Raw genomic sequence first — 21,303 nt, forward strand, 5'->3', positions numbered from 1 at the left:
TACGGACGGGATCGGTGTCCCACGGGCGCGAACGTTCTACCCCGGCTACTTCAAGCATAAAACCCATTAAAAATAGGTCAACCAGAAATGACTGGCTGACCTTATAATACGAACGGGCGCGCTTGCGGAATAAAATATAGCACCCAGTTTGCCATATTCGGGCTATATTGCTGAAGTTCTTCCCTATTTAAACGAAGCAGAATACCTGATTACGGAAGAGGTTTTGAAGGGGGAGGATGGAGATAACATTGCAGAATGAAAAAAAGTATTCTTGGTTGAGCTATACATCATTTGGACTAGGATTCTTATCTTTTTTACACTTTTTTTACCTGCTGAATCATTACTACCAAAAATATTGATACCAATAGTATACTTAATAATAATTATTGGCGTCCCTTCTTCCATTATACTGGGTATAATGGCTTTAAGGAAAAAAAGTGAGAAAAGACTATTAGCTAATATAGGTATAACTTTAGGGTTAATTATTGGAATTTTTTTATCAGCAGTGACACTATTTGGGTGGCTTATAACTCCTGTTCATCCAAATTAAAAACTGGAGTGCTTCTATGGTTTTTGCATTAAAGATTAAAAAAGGTGTTTGTGGTGAAATTGGAATTGTACCGCAATACGGGGTCTATGCCCCAACCAGCCTCAAACATGTTTCTACAAGGAGGGGTGGACAGCATTACGGACGGGATCAAGTCCCACGGGCGCGAACGTCCTACCCCGGCTTCCTCAAGCATAAAACCTATTAAAAATAGGTCAACCAGAAATGACTGGTTAACCATATAATACGATCGGGCGCGATTGTTTAACAAGTATTATAAGGGTGATACACATTATACATGACTAATATGTATCACTCTTTATTTTTTATGACTTTTAAAGATTTAGGTCTTGATAACAAAGTAAACAACTTTATTTGTAACCACTTTATTTGTAATTAAACGACTTTATTGTCACTCAACATCAGCTTAATATTATGTTTCCACGTTCATATTTGAATAAAATCACAAAACTAATGGAAAATAAATAAAAAGATCAGGTGACTACAATGGGAAATCAATATTTTACTGGGAGTTTACTATATAACCTAGAACCAATTGAAATAAATACTGCGCATAAGGAATCCTTATCTAGTTACATGTCAAGATTGGCAGTCGCTCACAATGTTTCTCAAGGATTATTATTTTCGAAAGTTATTACTCCGCAAATGAACAAGGAGTATTTAACTAACATAGCAGCGAAGGGTGGAAATGGTTTTTATGATTCATCGTCTGGAATAAATGGAATAGGGACAATGGCAAATGATTTTGTTAATGTTATGTCAACTTTAACAACCAGAACGGACTTAAGAGATATTACCTTAATTAAGTGTTCCAAAATAATACCAACTAGGGGTTTGATGAGAGAGAAAAAAGCTTGGTGTCCAGTCTGTTTTCACGTGGCATTAAACGAAGGTAAAACGATCTATGAACAATTACTGTGGAATATTAAGGTGGTAAAAATTTGTCCAATTCATCAAATACTACTTGAACAGCAATGTACGTATTGCCTTAAGAAAATGCAAATTCTTTCAAGAAATAGTCGACCTGGTTACTGTGATAATTGTGGAGGGTGGCTTGGGAAAGAGTTAGTAAAGAAATTAGAAAGTAATGCTTTGGAGGAAGAAATTAATATTACTAAACAGGTAATGAACTTGATTACCCATAATTCATCAAACATAATCCATAGAAAGCATATTTCCGAAAGTCTTCAATACTACGTGCAAAACGAATTTGAAGGAAATATTAACAAAGCAGCTGAGGTATTTGGAGTTGCAAGGACAACTTTTAGATATTGGTATAAAGGGATTAATATACCTGAACTCAAGACGTTAATTTTGATTTGTAATAAGCTTGATATTACAGTAATTGGTTTTTTTCACAAGAAACCCGCCAATATAAACAAAAATCTCATTTCAGGAATTACTGTGGAAAAGAAATCGAAGAAAAAACTGGATCATGAATACATCAAAAATTATTTAAATAATTACATTCATCGTGATTATATTACTGCTCCAAAATCAATTAAAAAAATAGCTTCAGTTATTGGGTGTGATCGTCGATTGCTGTACCTAAAATATCCGAATGAAACTAGAAAAATAAACGAAATATATGTAGCGCATATAAAAGAGAGAAAACGTAATCGGCTATTAAAAGCCGAATTAGAACTATCGAAGTCAGTTGATGCCCTGCAAAATGATAATATTTATCCAAGTCGTAGAAAGGTCGAATTGTTGTTAAAAGGGTCATACCTGGTTAGGGAAAAAGGTATTGCTACAACGTGGAAAAAGTTAATTAATAGCAAAATAAAAGATATCAACCAAAATGTTGGAGAAAAACAAAAAATAAATTTGGAAAATTAGAAGGATATAATGAAACAGTGTCGAATTAATATGTTAGGTTCATAAAATTAGTTTTATTCGATAAAGTTCGACAACAAATTCGAATAAGAATGTGCTATCATCAACTACAATGAAATGAGTGGGGTGTTGGGTAATGTTGTCTGAAGTGGAATTTCTAAGTTGGTGTGAAAAAAATAACATATCTAAGGATACCCAGGACTATATCAACAAGAATATTCGTTTCTCACAACCCGCGCGTTCAGTAGGTGGGAGTGGTAGAAGTCCCTCTGGCAAATATCCTTCGAAGAAAATGGGGGTGTTTATTCAATGGGAAAGTAAGAAGGTTGAAGGGCCTGCTGTTCTAATGATGGAGAATGATGATACGGTATTAGAGTTTTATGATCAACCAAATAGGATAAAATTAAATTATGTTAACAATAAAGGGAAAAATTGTGGGACACTCTATACACCAGATTTTTTTGTGATTAGGGAAGATAATGCTGGATGGGTAGAGTGGAAAGATGAAAATGACTTATTAATACTGTCAAAAAAGCAACCATGGAAATATATTAAAGATGACCATGGCAAATGGAGATGCCCGCCAGGAGAAAAATTTGCGAAGAAATTAGGTCTTGAATTCCAGGTATGCATTAATAGTAGTATCAATTGGAATTTGCATAGAAATTTTGTGTTTCTTGATGATTATTTGAGAAGAGAGAAGAGTTTAAAATTAAATTTATCTATTTTAGATGAAATTAGGCAAGTGATTTTCCAGAATCCAGGACTTTCACTTAAACAGTTAATAGATCACTCTAATGATTATTTTTATTGCGCAGATGATGTTTATGCTTCAATAGTAAACCATGATATATATGTTGATTTAAATGAAAAATCCTTAGCAGATGCTGATTCGGTAAAGGTTTTCCTGCATAAAGAACATGAAGAAATGTATATTAACTTAATTTCATGTGAAAAGGATTTGTCTTCCTCGATAAAAATTTCTTTTGAAATTGGTACGAAAATTCTATGGGATAATTATATCTGGACAATCATTAATATTGGAGATAACAATGTATTTCTTAGTTCAGAGGGTAAATACAATGAAATCTCTAGAGAGTTATTCGATAAATTAATTAGGGATGAAAAAATTATTGGTCAAGTTAAAGAAGAGCTTAATGACCCTCTTGTTGATCTTATCACTGAAGCAAGTGAAGAAGACTATAAAATTGCAAACTACAGACTGAAATACGTTGAAAAGTATTTAAGGTTTGGATCTAAAGAATTTAAAGAAACAAAGGTTGAACCTAATCTACGGAAGGTGCGTGATTGGTCAGGAAAGTACAGAAAAGCAGAAAATTTATTTGGAAATGGATATATTGGCTTGCTACCAAAAGATAAGAATAAAGGGAATAGACAGGGCCGATTTAGTAGTGAAGTGATGACGCTTATGAATGAATACATCCAAAATGAATATGAATCTGAAGTTCAGAAGAATGTAGCTTTAGTATATGGATCCTTTAAAAATAAATGTGAAGAACTGGGGTATGATCCACCTAGTTCAGTAACTTTTTATTCATATATTAAAAAGCGTCCAATCGATGAGCAAACTAAAAAACGTAAAGGGAAAAGAGCTGAATATCAGAAAAAAACATATTACTGGGAATTGACTAGAACTACACCCAGACATGGGGATTTTCCTTTTAACATTTGTCATTTAGATCATACTGAATTAGACATAGAACTGGTATGTTCAAGTACTGGGAAAAACCTTGGCAGACCATATTTAACTCTCATGATTGATGCATTTTCAAGAAAAGTCATAGCTTTTTATTTATCGTTTGAGCCACCAAGTTATAGATCATGTTTAATGGTTTTTAGGGACTGTGTGAGGCGATATAACCGACTACCTCAACAAGTATTTGTCGACAACGGAAAGGAATTTCATAGTGTATATTTCGAAACATTATTAGCTATGTATGAAAAAGAGCTTATCTGGAGACCAGCCGCAAAGCCAAGGTATGGTTCCGTATTAGAGAGACTTTTTGGTACAACTAATACCAATTTTATTAACAATTTAAAAGGAAATACCCAGATAATGAAAAATGTACGTGAGGTTACCAAAAGTGTAAATCCAAAAAATCACGCCATCTGGACTTTGTATGAATTATCCGGAGCATTAGATTATTATTTCTTCGAGATTTATGAAAATATCGAGCATCCAGCTTTAGATAGAACCCCTAAAGAAGCGTTTCAACAAGGAATGTTTTATTCTGGTGAGAGAAAAGATTTCTATATTCCCTATGATAAGGTTTTTGAAATTTTAACTTTACCCTCCACAAAAAATGGGGAGGCAACTGTTCAAAAAAACGGTGTTAAAATTAATTATATCTATTATTGGCATGATGACTTTAAAAGATTACATTCCAATAAGGTAAAAGTTAAGGTAAGATTTGACCCTTTCAACCTAGGAATCGCATATGCTTATATTAATAAAAAATGGGTTAAATGCATATCTCAATATTATTCGATTTTAAAGAATCTAACAGAGAAGGAACTTAAGTTTATTACATCAGAAATCAAAAAAAACAAGCACAATCACGCAAAGAACTTTTCAATAAATGCACAAAAAATAGCAAGGTTTATTACTGAAATAGAAGACAATATTCAATATGAATTACTAAAAAATAGAGTGGATGAAACAAACAACTTAGTTCAATTTAGAAATAAAGACAAAATTCCACAGAGCACAAGTGACATAAATCCATCCAATAATCAGCACTTCGAAAAAAATATCGAAAATGAACACTTTGATTTATACGAGGAGTTTTAATATGGACGAAAATAAGGAGATTCTCTCAGAACAAATTACTAATTCTTCTATCCTTGAGAAGAAAAATTATTTTCGTGAACGGACGATTAATCATCCCATACTTCAACGTGTTTACACAAGTTTAATGGAGAAGATCGAGGAATCAGAAAAAGGTAAAGTATACCAGGTTTTTGGCCCAACAGGAGTTGGGAAATCGACTTTATGTAAAAGAGTTAAAAGAGAAGTGTTAAGTAAGAATCATACAATAATACAGAAAGATAAAGGTATTATTCCTATTGTCTCTCTTGAATTACCATCCCCAGATAATGGGAAGTTTAATTGGAAAGATTTTTACAGGAGAATGCTTAAAGAAATGAATGAGCCTCTTATTGATTATAAAGTTTTAAGAGAACCAGAAAAGAAACCAAATCATAGATATATTCCCAATCATTTACCATCAACTTCTCCAGCATTAAGGGAGTCTCTGGAAAATGCAATTATCCACAGAAAAACAAAAATAGTATTACTGGATGAAGCACAACATCTCCTCAAAGTTCCTGGTGGCAAGGCTATACAAGATCAAATGGATGCAATAAAGTCAATTGCTAACTTAACTGGAAGTATTTTTGTCATGTTTGGTACATATGAATTAATGAGTTTTTTTGATTTAAATGGTCAATTGGGAAGGCGTACCAATGAAATACATTTTCGACGATATAATTTAAATAATACTCAAGACATTCGAGAATTTAAAAGTGTTATTTATACATTTGAAAAGCACTTGCCACTCGACGAGGATTCAGAACTGCTATTACACTGGGAATTTTTATACGAAAGAACAGTAGGGTGTATAGGAATTCTCAAGGAATGGTTAAATGTTTGTTTAATTCAAGCACTAAATAGAAACCTACCGAGTATCTCTTACGAATTAATTAAGAATAATGCACCACTTCCATCAAAAGCTCTAAAAATAGCTCAAGAGGCTGTTTACGGCGAAAGGGATCTGGAAAAAGGGGAAAAAGATAGTTATAATCTTCAACAATTATTAGGCTTTAGTAATCTGACGGATAAAGAAGACAGTAATAAAAGCGACAACACAATCAAGAGGAAAGATGTCGGAAAAAGGAATCCGGTTAGAGATGTAATTGGTATCACTGAAAAAGAGGCATAAACACTAAATAAGTGGTGATGAAAAAAATGTTTAATAATGTGTATGAAATGTATAACCTAATACCTAGTGAGAAGCAAGATGATGACTTAATAACTACGTTTTTATACAGTTTGAATCCTATAATGAATGAAGGAAAGGATGTTGAAAGTTTAAGTAGTTATTTAATAAGATTAGCTAATGCTCATAAGGTTTCGGTTGGTATTCTAACATCCAAAATTTTAAAAGAATATTTAAGAGCGCATAAATTGAAATACGCTACTAACATATATTTGGCGCATTCTAGTCATATAAATGGCCTTGGTGAGTTTTCTGAAATTAACGTAAAAATTTTGGAAAAATTGACTGGTCAAAGAAAGCTGTCTAATCTCACATTAATCAAATTTAGAGAGGTATTCTCTAAAAAAAAATTAATGAAGACTACCCGTGCTTGGTGTCCAGACTGTCTTCAACTAATGAAGGAAAATTCCCTCCCACTATATGAAAAATTGATTTGGAATATAAACCACTATGACGTCTGTGTAAAACATTCTACTTTTTTAAAGACCACATGTGCCCAATGTGGAATGCTACAAAATATTATACATGTAAAATCAAGTATTGGTTATTGCCAATATTGCTTTAGTTGGCTTGGAGAAATAAAGAGGGATTCAGATGATAACTTTGAAAATAGGTTTGAAGAAAGCATTTATAACTCTGAACAAATTGAGGAAATGTTTAATTACTTTTTTAATAGTATTAAGGTGCAAAGTGAACCCCGTATATCTTCATTAAATTTTATCAACAATAAGTTAAGGGAGAACAGCGCATTAAAAGACTTCAGTTTAACTAAATTGGATATTACTCAAGATTCCTTGTTAGCATATGGTGTTGGTAAAACTATGCCTGAAATAAATATGTTACTTAAAATTAGCAGATTCTTAGAAGTAAGTTTTGTAGAAATATTGAATGGGCAAGTCAAAAAGGTATCTTTAAAGAACATAAATGACCAATCTAAAATTGTTCATTACAATCATAAAAGTCATTATGAAAAAGTGAAAAAATATCTAGAGGATGTCATCGAATCACAAAATGATTACATCTCGATAATTTCATTGTCAGAAAGGTTAAATGTGTCCAGAATTACGTTAAGTTCTAGGTTCCCAGAGCTAATAAACAAGATCAAAGAAAATAATAATAAAATTAATCAGAATTTTAAAAAGAAAAGATACAAATATAACCATAAAAATGATAATATAAGGGTATCTAATTACTTGAAAAAAGTATTAAATTCAAAAGAAGTTCAAACAATAGAAGAAATCACATTTGAACTTGGAGTATGTTCAGCAACATTAAAGAAATATTTCCCAAAATTAATGAAGGAAATAAAAAGTGAAAATAAGAAGTTAAGAAAAGAAAGTACTAAAAATAATAAGGGAAGACCGTTACCAAAATATAAGGAATTAGATATCAAAAGAATTCAAGAAAAACTAAAAGCAATCTCTGAATCAAAATTAGAAGAACCTAAGTACTTATACCAGATTGAAAAAGAACTTGGAATCCCCCACTTCAGACTGAGACGTCATTTTCCAGAATTGATTAAACTTATTAGCGCTAAAAATAAAGATATTGAAGATAGAAACCGCAAAAAATATTTTGATAAATGCAATGAAGAACTAATTAATACTATTACTTATTTGGTATCAAAGGATATTTATCCTAGTTTAACGACATTGCAAAAACACCTAAGTTTTAAATTTAACAATCCTTTTTTTACAGTTTGGAGAGACACTTTAAAGGAACTCGGTATAGATAGGAAATCTTTTGTAAAAGTGAGTGAGTTTGAATAAAGTAAAATATTGTTAGGAATTTAATTGCAAAGCAAAATAACGTAAGGAGTTACCTTGTTAAAAGTATTTCACATCAAAGCGGAGAAATATGCTGAGAGAAGATAGGAGTTTTTATTAAATTAAGGAGATTAATTCTTAATGTGTAAGGCCTTTTTTATTGATCTGACAATTATATGCTTTATTTCGTGACATTATAATATTTTAAGTTACATTGTGTGTAATATGTGCGGGTCCATAGCCTTATTTTTCTAATAGTGATGACTATAACGATAATGTCGGTTCATTTTTCAGAAGATCTATTGAATTATTATTTTAAAATTGTTATGATTTATTTATTAAAGTTGCGAGTATATGGATTATATTTATCAACCTTTTTAACATGCAAACATTTGATTGAACTTTTTTGATGGATAGGAAAGCGTTATCTTTAACCTTCTTTTGAAACACCATTTTTCCTATAAAATTATTTCTTAAAGAGGGATTAAATATGAAAAAAATACTTACTGTTACATTATCTTGTTTAACAGTTTTATTAGGCGCATACTTAATTTTTGATAAAGGGCATGCTTCTCCAATCGACTTACCGGAATACAAAGTCTCCTTCGAAAATGCAAAATTACTGGATAGTAAAATTGACGAAGATACTGGGGTACAGATAGATGTATATACACTACCTAATGAAAACTTCGATAAATCATACGGGGAAGATTAATTAAACCAAACTAAATATAAAGAAACAAAATTTACCTTGCTGAGAATAGATCGAACCCTGCTCTAAATAGGCTTTCGTTAAGGGTTTTTCAAATATTGAAGTAGGGGTTCCAGTGAGAAAGGAAAAATAAGCTACATTAAATTGTAGCTTATTTTCTTTAGGAGTAAACAACAAATGAAATTTTTAATGATAAACAGAAACTTTCTATCCATGTGGACCTCAAATTTCATATCGATTTTAAATGGCAGATTTAGAGAGCTAATAATACCCTTAATTGTTTTGGGATTAACCGGCTCTCCTTTAGTGACTGGACTAGTAGCCCTTTCGCAACAACTGGGAGCTGTCTTGTTTGCTATCCCTGTAGGAACTTGGTTAGAAAAGAAGAATAAAAAGAAAGTGGCAACAGTTTGCCATTTTTTATATGGACTTGGCACATTTTTACTCGCATTTTTCATAACACAGGATAAGGTGCATCCAGCTATTATTGCTTTCATATTGTTTATACTAGGGGTCATAGCACTGATTACAAGAACCGCTTTTTCTACAATGGTTCCAAGAGTAGCTGGAAGAGAAAAGTTATTGGAAGCTCACACTAGCTTGGAAGCATCCGATGCAATATCTACGTTAATTGGGCCGGCGATTGGTGGCATCCTGCTGGCTAGTGCGGGAGCAGGTATTACCATGGCCTTATGCGGGTTTCTTTCTATATTTTCTATGATATTCATTTTTATTGTAAAATATAGGGAAGATAAAAGTATTTCAGCAAAAGAGACAGGTGCTATAAAGAAGAAAGTTAGCAACTTTTTCTCTGAGTCAACGGAGGGTGTCGGTTATCTTTTTGCTAATCCGTCTCAATTAATTTGTACGTTGGTTATGTGCTCACTTGGTTTTTCAACAGTCTTTATCGTGTTAACAGTATTGTTCCATGCCAGAATATCATTAAATTTTTCCGAAGAGTATATTGGAATCATATTATCCAGTGCGGGCGTGGGTAATATAGTTGGAATTTTTCTCATGAGATGGCTCAAAGAAACAAATTGGCTACTCACGTTAGTGATATTACTGCTCGTTTCTTCTCTTGGCGTTTTAACAATGCTGATGGCTAATGGCTTGCTAATTATTTGCTTAGGAATGATGTTATTTGACGGCGCTCTTTCGATGGCATTTGTTGTTCAAGGAGCAGTCCATCAGGGAATTACTCCAGATGAGTACTTATCAAGAGTCAGGAGTGCTACTTACGTAATCAGCGGTATATTTTCTATGCTGGGAACTTTTTTAGCAGGTGTTATTCCTGAATTCCTCTCGGGGAAGTTCGCCTTAGGATTTGGTGTCGCTATGTTGGCACTCCCAGCAGTATATATAATTAAATTTAGGAAGCAAGGTGTAAAACTCAATCAAATAGAGCCTATTTATATGAATAAAAGGAAAGCTTGATAGCGTGAAATTTATAAACGATTGTGACAGTATGTTACCTATAGAAATTAGCTTGCCTTTTTTTAATAAGTCTAGTGATTTAGGATTTAATAAGGCTGATTTGAATATCCCCAAATCAACAGAAAACCTTAACGAAAACAAAGTATATGACCTTGCTATTGTTGTAGATGGTTTGGCTGATGAATAGTTTTAGGCAATGAGTAGAACCAAACGAATTAGTAAATGAAACTTTATCCAGATCAACTTCGTCTAATAACAATAAATTCGCTCCCGGAGGTAATGGTACATGAGAAATACCATGTTGTTATTATTTGCTTTAGTGTTTCTCATCCTACAAGGATGTCAGGCGATGGGCAGCAAGGGATTAGCAGGCGGAGAAATATCAAAAGTAAGCATTGCCGAGTCCAATGGTTTTGGTGAGGTGAATACAGATTTTTTTGCTGTCTGGGACGATGAGGAGACTCTCGTTGTATTTGAAAACGTCATTTCGAATGCAGAAAAAGAACCTGGGGTAGTGAATATGATTGAACCTGATTTTGATCTGGAAATAACATATGCCGATGGGAGCACACAGGGATATCATTTGTGGGCAAATAAAGAAGGTCAGAAAAGTACATTAATGAATGTGGAAGACACGAACACCATTTATACCGTTCCAGAAGTGGTCACAAACCAGTTAATTGATGTGATTGAAAACAAATAATTGAGCAGCCGTATTGTTTTTTTAAAAAGCACTCTAATTGTTGCGTAGAGGGATTTTAACTTCTAAGCAAAATTAGGGTGTTTTTTGTATACATGGTCGCCACGGGATCTTACTTTCCGCCGCATAGGCTTATCCCCGACACGAAAACCAGGAAAATCAAAAAAATTATATTATTGACCTTAAATCGGGTTTTAACTATATCAGAAATTCACTGGTGCCTAAAATGATCTTCTCTATCGTTTTCGTAAACTTGGTAATGGCAATCATGACAACAAATATGCCGGCATTTTCTCTTATAAAAGGGAATGGTATTGAAGCTGCTTATGGTTTTTATATGGCTTCCATGTCCTTAGGAATAATGATTGGTACGATTATTACTCCAAAAGTAAAGCATATGGATTTCGGGAAATTAATTATATTTTCTTTTATCGGTACAGGGATCATGTGGATGGGGACAGCAGCTTTACCGTTTACCGCATCCATCATTTTATTCTGCGTGGGAGCAATTTCTATGGGGATACTTAATATTCTTGTATTTTCATCCATACAGAAACAAGTGGAGACAGAGTATATAGGCAGAGTAATCACTGTAATGACTAGTACCGCAGCCCTCGGAATGCCCATAGGTTCTCTAATTGGTGGTGTTTTAGGTGAGACATTTACACCGGAATTCGCTGTTATGTTTTGCAGTATTTCGATGATTATCTTCAGCATTTATTGGTTAAGCAGTTCCGTTTTACGTAAACTTCCTGATATTGATCGTGTAAAGCTGTTTAAACATAAGTAGATTCAAGTTAGTGGCGAAAATTAATGATCCCGTAGTAGCAGGCACCGACACCCTGGGCTGCCGGGGATGGGGGTGCATCGCGAATTAGAGTTGTTTGTCGAAAACAGTTTCACTGAGATGGAGGTATCTCAGGCTGCCACTTGCTATACAATTGGATCATCTTGGTGTGATCAAAACCGGAAACATCGCTGATCTTGTTATTTTGAATGAAAATCCGTTACAGGATATCCGGAATACAAGAGAGGCGGGCGTATATATACACAGCTGGATATATTGAGCCATATTCCCAGTGAAGCTTATGTAAGCATGGGAAAAATTTTTAAAGGATTTTTCGAATCTGACAACTGAATAACACAGTTTAATTATATCATCCTACCAAATCAATCCATTGACACCAAAACTCCCACCCTTTACTATAATGTTATAAATCCGAGTAAATTTATAAGGAAAGGGAGTTTTTGAATGGGAACAGCAAAAGTGCAACCTGTAGAAGAAGTGAAAGATCCCGTTCAACGTTCAGATACAGAGTTAAATGCTCCGCAGATGCGTTTGATAATCGGTGGGCTTATTGTGGGAGCTGTGCTGCTGGTATATTTAATGGCTACACAGAATGTCGTCCAACCGCTCCTATTGGTGATTGGATTGTTGCTGGGCTATACGCTATTTCATGCAAGATTTGGTTTTACATCGGCCTTTCGCCGGTTCATGTCTGTCGGCAATGGGAAGGCACTGCGCTCACATATGGTGATGCTGGCTGTTGCGGTTACTTTATTCGCACCGATTTTGGCATTTGGATATTCCTTTTTTGGCGGCGGTGTGAGCGGTTATGTATCGCCAGTGGGGATTAGCCTTCTGGTAGGTGCGTTCATGTTTGGCATTGGAATGCAGCTTGGTGGAGGGTGTGCTTCCGGAACGCTCTATGCGGTAGGCGGCGGACGCTCGGTCATGTTTGTGACGCTCTTATTCTTTATTATTGGCTCGACTATTGGAGCCGCCCATTTGCCGTTTTGGATAGAGGATCTGCCAGCATTTGAACCCGTTTCGCTGGCTACCTCGACAGGTCTTGGCTATGGTGGTGCCTGGGCACTGTCCATTGCTTTGTTTGGCTTGATCGCCTGGATTACCTTAGTGGTGGAAAGAAAAAAGAAAGCACCAAAAATGGCACCAGTGCCGAAGACCAGTGGCTGGAGACGGATTTTCCGTGGTTCCTGGCCACTATTTGCTGCAGCCATCGCGCTTGCGGTGTTAAATGCCTTGACCCTGATGACACGCGGCACTCCTTGGGGCGTTACTTCCGCATTTGCCCTGTGGGGTTCGAAAGTTGCACAGTTCTTTGGTATTGATGTCGCCAGCTGGGGTTATTGGCAAGGCGCCAACGCTGCAGCATTGGAAGCCTCGATTTTTGCAGACTCCACAACGGTGCTGAACCTCGGAGTTATCCTGGGGGCATTCCTGGCATCGGCAGCAGGGGGACTTTTCAAGTTTTCTAAAATAAACACCAAGAACACAGCGGCGGCTGTCATCGGTGGTCTGATGATGGGCTACGGCGCGCGCCTGGCGTTTGGCTGTAACATCGGTGCCTACTTCGGCGGAATTGCCTCATTCAGCCTGCACGGGTACGTTTGGGGGATTCTGGCATTGGGCGGAACCTTTGTCGCATTATATCTCCGGCCGCTGTTTGGTTTATCTGTGCCAAAATCAAAAGATTCATTTTGTTAGAAGGAAGGCTGATTGTGAACTGCTAAGGGGCAGTTTGCGGTCAGTCTTTTTGTTTTGCAACGGAAAGATAAAATAAAACGGAACAGGCTACAACCCCAGCTGCCCTTCATACACTATGATGATTATGTAATTTCAGCAACGAATTTACAAAACACATAATGGGAAAGGGGTTTTTTTGTGGGGAAATTGAAGGCTGGGGTTGTGTCATTATTTATCATTCTCCTGATGGCTTGTGGATCGGGTCTGAGTGACGAACAGCTGTATGATGAAGCGATTAATATTCTGGAAACGGAGTTCGCCGAACCAAATGGGTATGATTTGGAGTACTCTGAATTTGAGATGGCGGAGATTGAAGAAGTCGGGGGTAATTTATATGAGGTCCGCGGAAATCTGTTTGATCAATACAATACAGGCGCGTCATTTACCGTTAAAATCAGCATTGATGGCGACATGATGAACTATGAGTGGCTGATCGAATAGCTGATTTGTTTGCTCGGGACACAGGGCAGATAAACTCCAATACTCGAAACAATAAATTGCTTTGCTTCTGTAGCTTTGAAATAAAGTTGAACTGTTCTAAAAAAAGAAGCGTTATATAAATGGAAAGAGATGCAATTCGTTTATACAGAACTGCACCTCTTTTTTTAGTTGTTTTTCTTTGGATTCTTGATCAATAGCATTAATATTGCGATTAAGGTGAAGGCGATCAATGCTAAAAATGGTATTGTGATAAACCCTAGCCAATTAATGTACTCAGCACTACAGGGTACACCATTAGCACAGGGTTTGATATCTGCAAAACCTGGAACTTTTTGCTCTAAATAATGAAAGAGTGAAATAGACGAGCCAATGATCGCCATTGGTAATACATATTTTTTAACAGAACGATCATTTTGAAATGTTGCTATTCCAAGTATTAAAGATAATGGGTACATTAAAATACGCTGATACCAACAAAGTTCACAAGGAGTAAAACCTCGTATGTCACTAAAATAAAGACTTCCAAGTGTTGCAACAATCGAAACTAACCAGGCTGCATAAAGTGAAAACTGTCGAAAATCCATTTTCTTCATATCCTAATTTTCCTCTAGTGCATTGTTTATTGCAGTTTTGATCGCCTCATAGTCAAAGGGATCATCAATTACCATTTCATTTACCATGATAGTTGGTGTGAGTTGAACATTGAATTCTGTTACCAATTTTGTATCCTTATTGACTTCATTCATTTCAGAATTACTTTCAATTGCTGATTTTAATTTATCTGTATCAATACCTGACACCCCACTTGCTACTTCAAGAATCTTCTCTGTTGTAACCCAACTACTGTGGTGATTTTCACTTGGTTGCTCCTCAAAGAGCGCTTTATGAAATTCCCAATATGCATCTGGATTTTGTTTATAAACGGATTCTGCTGCTAGTGAAGCTAATTGTGATCCCTCTCCATGAAATAACACATTGATATACGAAAATTTCACCTTGCCTGTATCAACAAAATCACTTACTAATTGTGGAAAAATGTTTTCTCCCCAAGCTTTACAAGCCGGACACTTAAAATCGCCAAATTCTACAACTGTTACAGGAGCATCTGAATCACCTAACGTGGGTTGTCCATTAATAGGTGGTTGCTCGTCCAAGGTTGTTTCTTCGCTTGATCCAGAATTATTGCTATTAATAACAACCAAAGCAATTATTAATGCCACAACAACTAATGTGATAATTACAACTAACTTAAATGGAGAATTCTTCATCGGAACACCTGCCTTTTATTATGTAAATTTCATTTTATCATCAAACTGTTATCTATAAAGGTTAATTATGTGTTGTTCAAATACTTTTCATAAATAGAAGTTTGACACACATATTCATCATTGCTAATATGATACTAACAAAACATATTAGTGACGTCTAATACAAAAGGTGGATAACGAATGATAAATATTGATATTGATACAAAGATGAAGTTCTTGCATGGCTTTTCACATAAAACGAGAATTCTAATACTTGAAAGTATAAAAGAAGAAGAAAAGACAGTTTCCCAAATTGTCGACGATCTAAATGGCAATCAATCGAACATTTCGCAACATTTGTCGTGCTTAAAAGGTTGTGGGCTTATTGTGGGGAGACAGGATGGCAAATATGTGTATTACCGGGCACGTAATCAGCTGGTACGTGATTTATTAACCATGTTCGATGTCGTGCTTGAAGATGTTCAAAATGATATTGCTAGTTGTAAAAATCATATAGAGTAAAGGGTGAAGGTTAATGTCAGAGAAATGCTGCGGATCAAATGAACAGGGACGTATAGCGAAACAAGATCATCATCAATATTGCGGTCATGAGGATGAAAAAGCAATTTCTGCTGATGGTGGTCATACAGACAGCTGCTGTAGCCATCACCCTGAAGAAACGGGATACGAGAAAGAAAATGACAGCTGCTGTGCCAGTCACTCATCATCTAAGGTTATGGAGACAGAGGAAACATCCTGCTGCAGCAGTTGCGGCAATGTTGTGGAATTTCCAACTCCAAATACAACAGCTGCAACAACTGATAAGGAGAACAAGACTGAATACCGCATACACGGGATGGATTGCCCTTCCTGTGCTGTAACGATAGAAAAAGGTTTGAACCGATTGAACGATATTCAAGAGGTTAAGGTAAATTATAATACAGCGAAACTGCAAGTATCAGGCAGCAGTGCCTTGTCTTTTGACAGTGTCGAAAACCAGATCCAAAAATTGGGATATACGGCTGAACCGCTAAAACAAAACAGGAACTACAAAACGTATGATGTTGTTGGAATGGATTGCGGCAGTTGTGCCAAGAGCATTGAAAACCATTTAAGTACGATTTCGTCCGTCCGTGATGTCAGTGTTAGTTTTTCAACTGGAAAAATGAAAGTGCAACATGAAAATAGTATCGATGATATTGTTTCTGAAGTGTCTAAAATCGGCTATAAAGCCTCTTTGCATTCAGATAACAAGAAAGCTGAGGAAACGCCGAAAAGCAAGGACGGATACGGACTAATCACCTTATCAGGTATTTTAATCGCACTAGGGTTTATTGGTTCTTTCAATGGAATTTCTCCGTTAATGTCGATGATTCTTTATGCTATTGCAATTGTAACGAGTGGCTTTAAACCTGTAAAAAGTGCTTATTACGCTATAAAAAGTCGTTCCCTGGACATGAATGTTCTGATGTCTGTTGCAGTAATTGGAGCTGTTTTGATAGGGGAATGGTTTGAAGGTGCAATCGTCGTCTGGTTATTTGCACTTGGAAATGCCCTTCAAAACAGATCAATTGAACAAACGAGGAAGTCCATCAGTAATTTAATGGAATTAGCACCATCAGAAGCATGGATTAAAGCCGGCTCAGAATTAGTGAAGAAACCGGTGGAAGAAATTTCGGTCGGCGAGACCATTGTGATAAAACCCGGTGACCGTATCCCATTAGATGGTGAAATATCCCGGGGTGAAACCAGTGTTAATCAGGCCCCGATTACGGGAGAGTCGATTCCGGTTGACAAAATGATTGGGGATACAGTATACGCAGGTACGATTAATGAAAGTGGGTCTCTTGAAGTAAAAGTCACAAAGCTGGTTGAGGATACAACCATATCGAACATCATCCATCTTGTGGAGGAAGCTCAAGAACAAAAGGCACCCACGGAAGCTTTTATCGATAAGTTTGCAAGTATCTACACACCTATCGTGTTCGGTGTTGCATTAGCTGTGATTGTTTTGCCGCCGTTATTTGGTTTTGGTGCCTGGGGTGAATGGGTTTATAGAGGTCTTGCGTTATTAGTTGTGGCTTGCCCTTGTGCGCTGGTTATCTCGACGCCTGTAGCTATTGTTTCTGCAATTGGGAATGCTGCGAAGAACGGTGTTTTAATAAAAGGTGGTACTTTCCTGGAGAAAGCAGGTGCTATAAAGTCAATAGCATTTGATAAAACCGGCACATTAACGGAAGGGAAGCCAAAAGTTTCTGAAATCAATGCATTAACTGTCCCAGAGAATGAATTAATGGCTCTGGCATTTACATTAGAAAATTACTCCACTCATCCAATCGCAAAAACGATTGTTGACTATGCAAAGGACCAGGGCGTACAGCCAAAACATGGTGAGTTGTTTAAGAATATGGCCGGTAAAGGAGTTCAGGCAACAATTGATGGTGAAGTTTATTATGCTGGGAACTTAAAACTATTTGAAGATATGGCTTTAGATTTGAATGATGTTAAGACAAAAGTAGAGGAGATACAAAGTCAAGGAAAAACGGTCGTGATTATCGGAACAGAACAAGAGATAATCGGGATTATCTCAGTGGCTGATACGATCCGTAAGACTGCTGTTGAGGCGTTAAATGGTTTGAAGCAAGCTGGTGTAAATCAATTGGTCATGCTTACAGGAGACAACGAAGGAACAGCAAAAATGATCTCCGAGAAAACGAATGTAAATCGCTATTTCGCTGAACTACTGCCGCAAGATAAAGTAAAGGCGATTAAAACATTGCAAAGCGAAGGCCACAAAGTAGCAATGGTCGGTGACGGTATAAACGATGCTCCAGCACTTGCAACCTCCGATTTGGGGATTGCGATGGGCGGCGCGGGAACAGATTCCGCAATGGAAACTGCTGATATTGTTCTAATGGCGGATAACCTGGAAAAGCTCCCGCATACCGTTAAATTAAGCAGAAAAGCACTGACAATTATTAAACAAAATATTTGGTTTGCGCTGGTAGTAAAAGTCATTGCCCTAGCCCTTATATTCCCAGGATGGCTTACGCTTTGGATGGCAGTACTGAGTGATACAGGAGCTGCTGTGATTGTCATTTTAAATGCATTACGTCTTTTAAAAGTCGAAGATTAATAGGAGACCTTTTTACGGATGTTGTAATATGGTGGCGGGCAGACGGGTTTAGCACTGGGCTATGCACTCAAGCAACATTAAATAAGTTTCATTATTCTTGATGAGGTGAAATATGAATTCGTGAGGCATCTTTGAATAAGCTTCATACAAAGCAACAGCTTCCAACAAGCCAATTTCACATAATATCTTACCAATAATACTGATTCATAAAGGAGTGCTAAAGTGAAGAAAGATGTGATTCAAGCAATTGTCTTTGATGCGTATGGCACACTGTTTGATGTCCAATCCATCGCCGCCAAGATCAATGTGTTTTTCCCGGGCAAAGGGGAAGAGATTAGCAAGACCTGGAGGGAAAAGCAGCTGGAATATGCCAATCTCCGCCAGCTGATGGGTATTTATCGACCGTTTTCTGTGGTCACCAAAGATGCTCTGCGCTATGCCGTCAAGAAGCATGGCTGCCGATTGGATGAAACAGCGGAAAGAGCACTGCTTCATGCTTACCTGGATCTGGAAATTTTTCCGGAAGTGCAAAACGTGCTGATGAAATTGCGGCACAAAAGGCTTGTTGTTTTTTCCAATGGGTCCCACGACATGCTTGATCCTTTGGTAAACAGCTCAGGTATTGCTGGTTTGATCAATGATATTCTCAGCGCAGATGACGTGCAAATGTACAAACCGACACCTGCTTCGTATGACTATGCAGCTCACCGCCTGCGCCTCGCTCGGGAAAATATACTGTTCGTCTCTTCCAATGGCTGGGACATTTCCGGAGCAAAAAATTACGGCTTCCGGACTGCCTGGATTAACCGGCAGCACCTCCCAGTGGAAGAACTAAATCTGCCACCTGATGGCATTTATCCGGATTTGAACGGCCTATTGGAATGGACCATGTGAACTACTGCACCCCAAGTATCACGCCAAAATAAAGAGCCAGCATCATGAGCAGGGAAGCGAAGGAAGTGGCAAAAACAGAATGCCTCTTCACTGCAGCAAAAATCATCATAACCAGGAACAGGATACTCATCGCAAACAGCAGATAACTTTCCAGGCCAAACGATAGGCTTACATGAAAGATCCCTGTCTGACCGGCATTTTGGATGGTGGAGATCATTTGCCCGTCGTAGACCGCCTGAAACAGGGGCGAGGGACCTTCCGTATTAATTAAGCTGTAGAGCTGATGCGGTGGCCAGGATTGCCCCATAAACGCGGTCAGCCCGAAGACGATCAGGGCATACACACTTTCCGCCCGCGCCCATTTGAACGGATTAAAGCTGTCAACTGAGGATTTTTTGCGAAACAGAATGCCGTTAAATACCGCAAACATAATTAGCGAGATAATGAACAGATGCTTCAAAAATAAGGCCTGGCCGTAATTGACCATCAGGCTGTCGCTGTATTCCTGGACAACAGAAGCATTCGGATCATCATACGATGCGATATCAATCGACATGGTAAAATACCCGCTCACCATTACGATGAAGAGACAGGTGAGTGCTAATGGTGTAAACCATTTAAGGAAGGTGGTCCAATTCTCTTGGCTTTTGGCAAACCAGCTTACCATTAAGAGAATTCCTATCCAGACCGAAACAGCCAGAAAATGCAGGGTGTGCCAGAGAAATCCCCAATCTGAAAGGCTTGCCGCATGACTGGAGCTTGTGTAGGCAATCAGCATGAACAGGGTTAAGAGCAATGCCCAGAAATTAAGCTGTTTGCTGTCTGACAGGTTTTTCCCGAGCAGTACGATCATCAGCACAAGCGAGATAATCAAAATCAGCATCCAGGCTTGGCCGATTTCGAAGCTAAATAGGACACTCTGCAGAATAAAACTGAGATCCATGCCCGCTCCAAGGGTTCTCGCCACATCGAATACGGGCATAAATGCAGCAACAGGGATCAGGGCAGCTGCCAGAATCTGTAAGCGCTGCGGGATGTATACCGGAGGCTTCTTCGTTTCCGGCACGAGGGCCAGCATGAGCGCCCCGAACAAGATAGAAAAACAAATATATAAAATAACCTCTGCGATGGTGATAAGAATCATGGTTTTCCCCGCTTTCTTCTATTTGCGCTTGCTGAAGACCATCCAGGCAACAAGGCCAGCACCTGCGATCAAGAGTAATACGATTATACCAATTGTTAACCCGGACATGCCGCTCTCTTCGCTTGTCTGAGGTGAGGTGTTCTCCTCATTTGTCTGAGAATCGCCTTCAGTTGCTGATTCTTCTCCCAGCTCTTCAGAAGCGTTTTCTTGGTTTTCTTCCTGGTCGGAAGCAGCATTATTTTCTTCCGTCACATCCTCAGTATTCTCGGCTGTATTACCTTCCGCCTCCGCAATGGAGAAGGAAATGGAGCTTTCCATGACATGTCCATCGGCCCCAATAATTTGCCAGTTGGCTTGATATTCTCCTGCTTCAAGCGGCTCATCAAAGGATGCTTCCATTATGTCTTCTGTAATCTCTATAGAAGAGGGCTCCAACTGATCTCCTGCCTGATTTTCCAAGATGAGTGTGCTGCCTTCTTCAATAACCGTGCTGAAAGAGAGGGTGATTTGGTCAATCGGCTCATCCAGCTCTTCGCCAGCTGCCGGAGTTGATTCCTCCAGAGTGGTGTGCGCTGATGCGATATGTACGGGCAAAAGCGTAAATATTAATATGGCAACTAGAGTGAAAAGTAATTTTCTAGTAGAATGCATGAAATCTTCCTTTCTATCACATTATACGTCAATTATACAACATAGGCTGGAAGAATTCTGTTTCGAGCATGTGACAGTTGAGATTGATGTAATGGCTTTCGACTTTCTGCAGAAAAAGGGTAATTAAACCGCTTCATTTGTGCTATAATTTCCTTATCAATCAAAGAGAGGTGTGATGTCTTATGGCTAACTCAACAAACTTGA

Annotated in this window: 18 protein-coding genes; 14 read left to right on the top strand and 4 right to left on the bottom strand. The window is 37.4% G+C overall.

Annotated features, from left to right (window positions below; genetic code table 11):
* Nucleotides 1–1,054 precede the first annotated feature (1,054 nt).
* From CEG13_RS15830 to CEG13_RS15880, 11 genes are all read left to right on the top strand, one after another.
* Nucleotides 1,055–2,407, top strand: a complete 1,353-nt coding sequence (locus CEG13_RS15830; protein ID WP_100012866.1) for a TniQ family protein — start codon at nucleotides 1,055–1,057, stop codon at nucleotides 2,405–2,407.
* A gap of 133 nt (nucleotides 2,408–2,540) precedes the next feature.
* Entirely contained in the window at nucleotides 2,541–5,216 is a 2,676-nt protein-coding gene (locus CEG13_RS15835; RefSeq protein WP_100012867.1) for a TnsA endonuclease N-terminal domain-containing protein, read from the top strand.
* A gap of 1 nt (nucleotide 5,217) precedes the next feature.
* Nucleotides 5,218–6,366, top strand: a complete 1,149-nt coding sequence (locus tag CEG13_RS15840) for an ATP-binding protein (RefSeq protein WP_158234714.1) — start codon at nucleotides 5,218–5,220, stop codon at nucleotides 6,364–6,366.
* Between the two features lie 26 nt (nucleotides 6,367–6,392).
* Nucleotides 6,393–8,192: a TniQ family protein gene (locus CEG13_RS15845; RefSeq protein WP_158234715.1), complete on the top strand. Its 1,800-nt coding sequence runs from the start codon at nucleotides 6,393–6,395 to the stop codon at nucleotides 8,190–8,192.
* A gap of 487 nt (nucleotides 8,193–8,679) precedes the next feature.
* The gene (locus CEG13_RS15850; RefSeq protein ID WP_100012870.1) at nucleotides 8,680–8,904 is read left to right on the top strand and encodes a hypothetical protein; all 225 of its coding nucleotides are present in this window, start codon (nucleotides 8,680–8,682) and stop codon (nucleotides 8,902–8,904) included.
* Nucleotides 8,905–9,078: 174 nt separating this feature from the next.
* A complete protein-coding gene (locus CEG13_RS15855; RefSeq protein ID WP_100012871.1) occupies nucleotides 9,079–10,338 on the top strand; it encodes an MFS transporter in 1,260 nt (419 codons plus the stop codon).
* Between the two features lie 4 nt (nucleotides 10,339–10,342).
* On the top strand, nucleotides 10,343–10,525 hold the full coding sequence (locus CEG13_RS15860) for a hypothetical protein (RefSeq protein WP_100012872.1): 183 nt from the start codon (nucleotides 10,343–10,345) through the stop codon (nucleotides 10,523–10,525).
* Nucleotides 10,526–10,624: 99 nt separating this feature from the next.
* Nucleotides 10,625–11,041 (top strand): YhfM domain-containing protein, encoded by a 417-nt coding sequence (locus tag CEG13_RS15865; protein ID WP_143469686.1) that lies wholly within the window; start codon nucleotides 10,625–10,627, stop codon nucleotides 11,039–11,041.
* A gap of 172 nt (nucleotides 11,042–11,213) precedes the next feature.
* Complete coding sequence (locus CEG13_RS15870) at nucleotides 11,214–11,828, top strand: MFS transporter (protein WP_275661815.1); 615 nt, start codon at nucleotides 11,214–11,216, stop codon at nucleotides 11,826–11,828.
* A gap of 462 nt (nucleotides 11,829–12,290) precedes the next feature.
* Nucleotides 12,291–13,547, top strand: a complete 1,257-nt coding sequence (locus tag CEG13_RS15875; RefSeq protein ID WP_100012874.1) for a YeeE/YedE family protein — start codon at nucleotides 12,291–12,293, stop codon at nucleotides 13,545–13,547.
* Between the two features lie 177 nt (nucleotides 13,548–13,724).
* Nucleotides 13,725–14,027, top strand: a complete 303-nt coding sequence (locus CEG13_RS15880) for a hypothetical protein (RefSeq protein ID WP_100012875.1) — start codon at nucleotides 13,725–13,727, stop codon at nucleotides 14,025–14,027.
* A gap of 164 nt (nucleotides 14,028–14,191) precedes the next feature.
* Here CEG13_RS15880 and CEG13_RS15885 read toward each other — a convergent pair whose 3' ends face one another.
* Both CEG13_RS15885 and CEG13_RS15890 read right to left on the bottom strand, forming a co-directional pair.
* Complete coding sequence (locus CEG13_RS15885; protein WP_239984683.1) at nucleotides 14,192–14,611, bottom strand: disulfide oxidoreductase; 420 nt, start codon at nucleotides 14,609–14,611, stop codon at nucleotides 14,192–14,194.
* Between the two features lie 12 nt (nucleotides 14,612–14,623).
* Nucleotides 14,624–15,295, bottom strand: coding sequence for a DsbA family protein (locus CEG13_RS15890; protein WP_100012877.1), 672 nt, complete (start codon nucleotides 15,293–15,295; stop codon nucleotides 14,624–14,626).
* A 180-nt stretch (nucleotides 15,296–15,475) separates the two neighbouring features.
* Between CEG13_RS15890 and CEG13_RS15895 the strand changes: the two genes are divergently transcribed.
* The 3 genes from CEG13_RS15895 to CEG13_RS15905 all read left to right on the top strand — a co-directional run bounded on the left by CEG13_RS15895 (nucleotide 15,476) and on the right by CEG13_RS15905 (nucleotide 19,304).
* The gene (locus CEG13_RS15895; protein WP_100012878.1) at nucleotides 15,476–15,796 is read left to right on the top strand and encodes an ArsR/SmtB family transcription factor; all 321 of its coding nucleotides are present in this window, start codon (nucleotides 15,476–15,478) and stop codon (nucleotides 15,794–15,796) included.
* Nucleotides 15,797–15,809: 13 nt separating this feature from the next.
* On the top strand, nucleotides 15,810–18,410 hold the full coding sequence (locus CEG13_RS15900) for a heavy metal translocating P-type ATPase (RefSeq protein WP_100012879.1): 2,601 nt from the start codon (nucleotides 15,810–15,812) through the stop codon (nucleotides 18,408–18,410).
* Between the two features lie 222 nt (nucleotides 18,411–18,632).
* Complete coding sequence (locus CEG13_RS15905) at nucleotides 18,633–19,304, top strand: haloacid dehalogenase type II (protein ID WP_239984679.1); 672 nt, start codon at nucleotides 18,633–18,635, stop codon at nucleotides 19,302–19,304.
* A 1-nt stretch (nucleotide 19,305) separates the two neighbouring features.
* On the opposite strand, the gene CEG13_RS15910 is transcribed toward CEG13_RS15905, so the two are convergent.
* Complete coding sequence (locus CEG13_RS15910) at nucleotides 19,306–20,448, bottom strand: copper resistance D family protein (protein ID WP_100012880.1); 1,143 nt, start codon at nucleotides 20,446–20,448, stop codon at nucleotides 19,306–19,308.
* An 18-nt stretch (nucleotides 20,449–20,466) separates the two neighbouring features.
* Nucleotides 20,467–21,099: a copper resistance CopC family protein gene (locus tag CEG13_RS15915; RefSeq protein WP_100012881.1), complete on the bottom strand. Its 633-nt coding sequence runs from the start codon at nucleotides 21,097–21,099 to the stop codon at nucleotides 20,467–20,469.
* Between the last annotated feature and the right edge of the window lie 204 nt (nucleotides 21,100–21,303).

The organism is Lentibacillus sediminis, from assembly GCF_002763455.1.
In the GTDB taxonomy this organism is placed as follows: domain Bacteria; phylum Bacillota; class Bacilli; order Bacillales; family Amphibacillaceae; genus Lentibacillus_D; species Lentibacillus_D sediminis_A.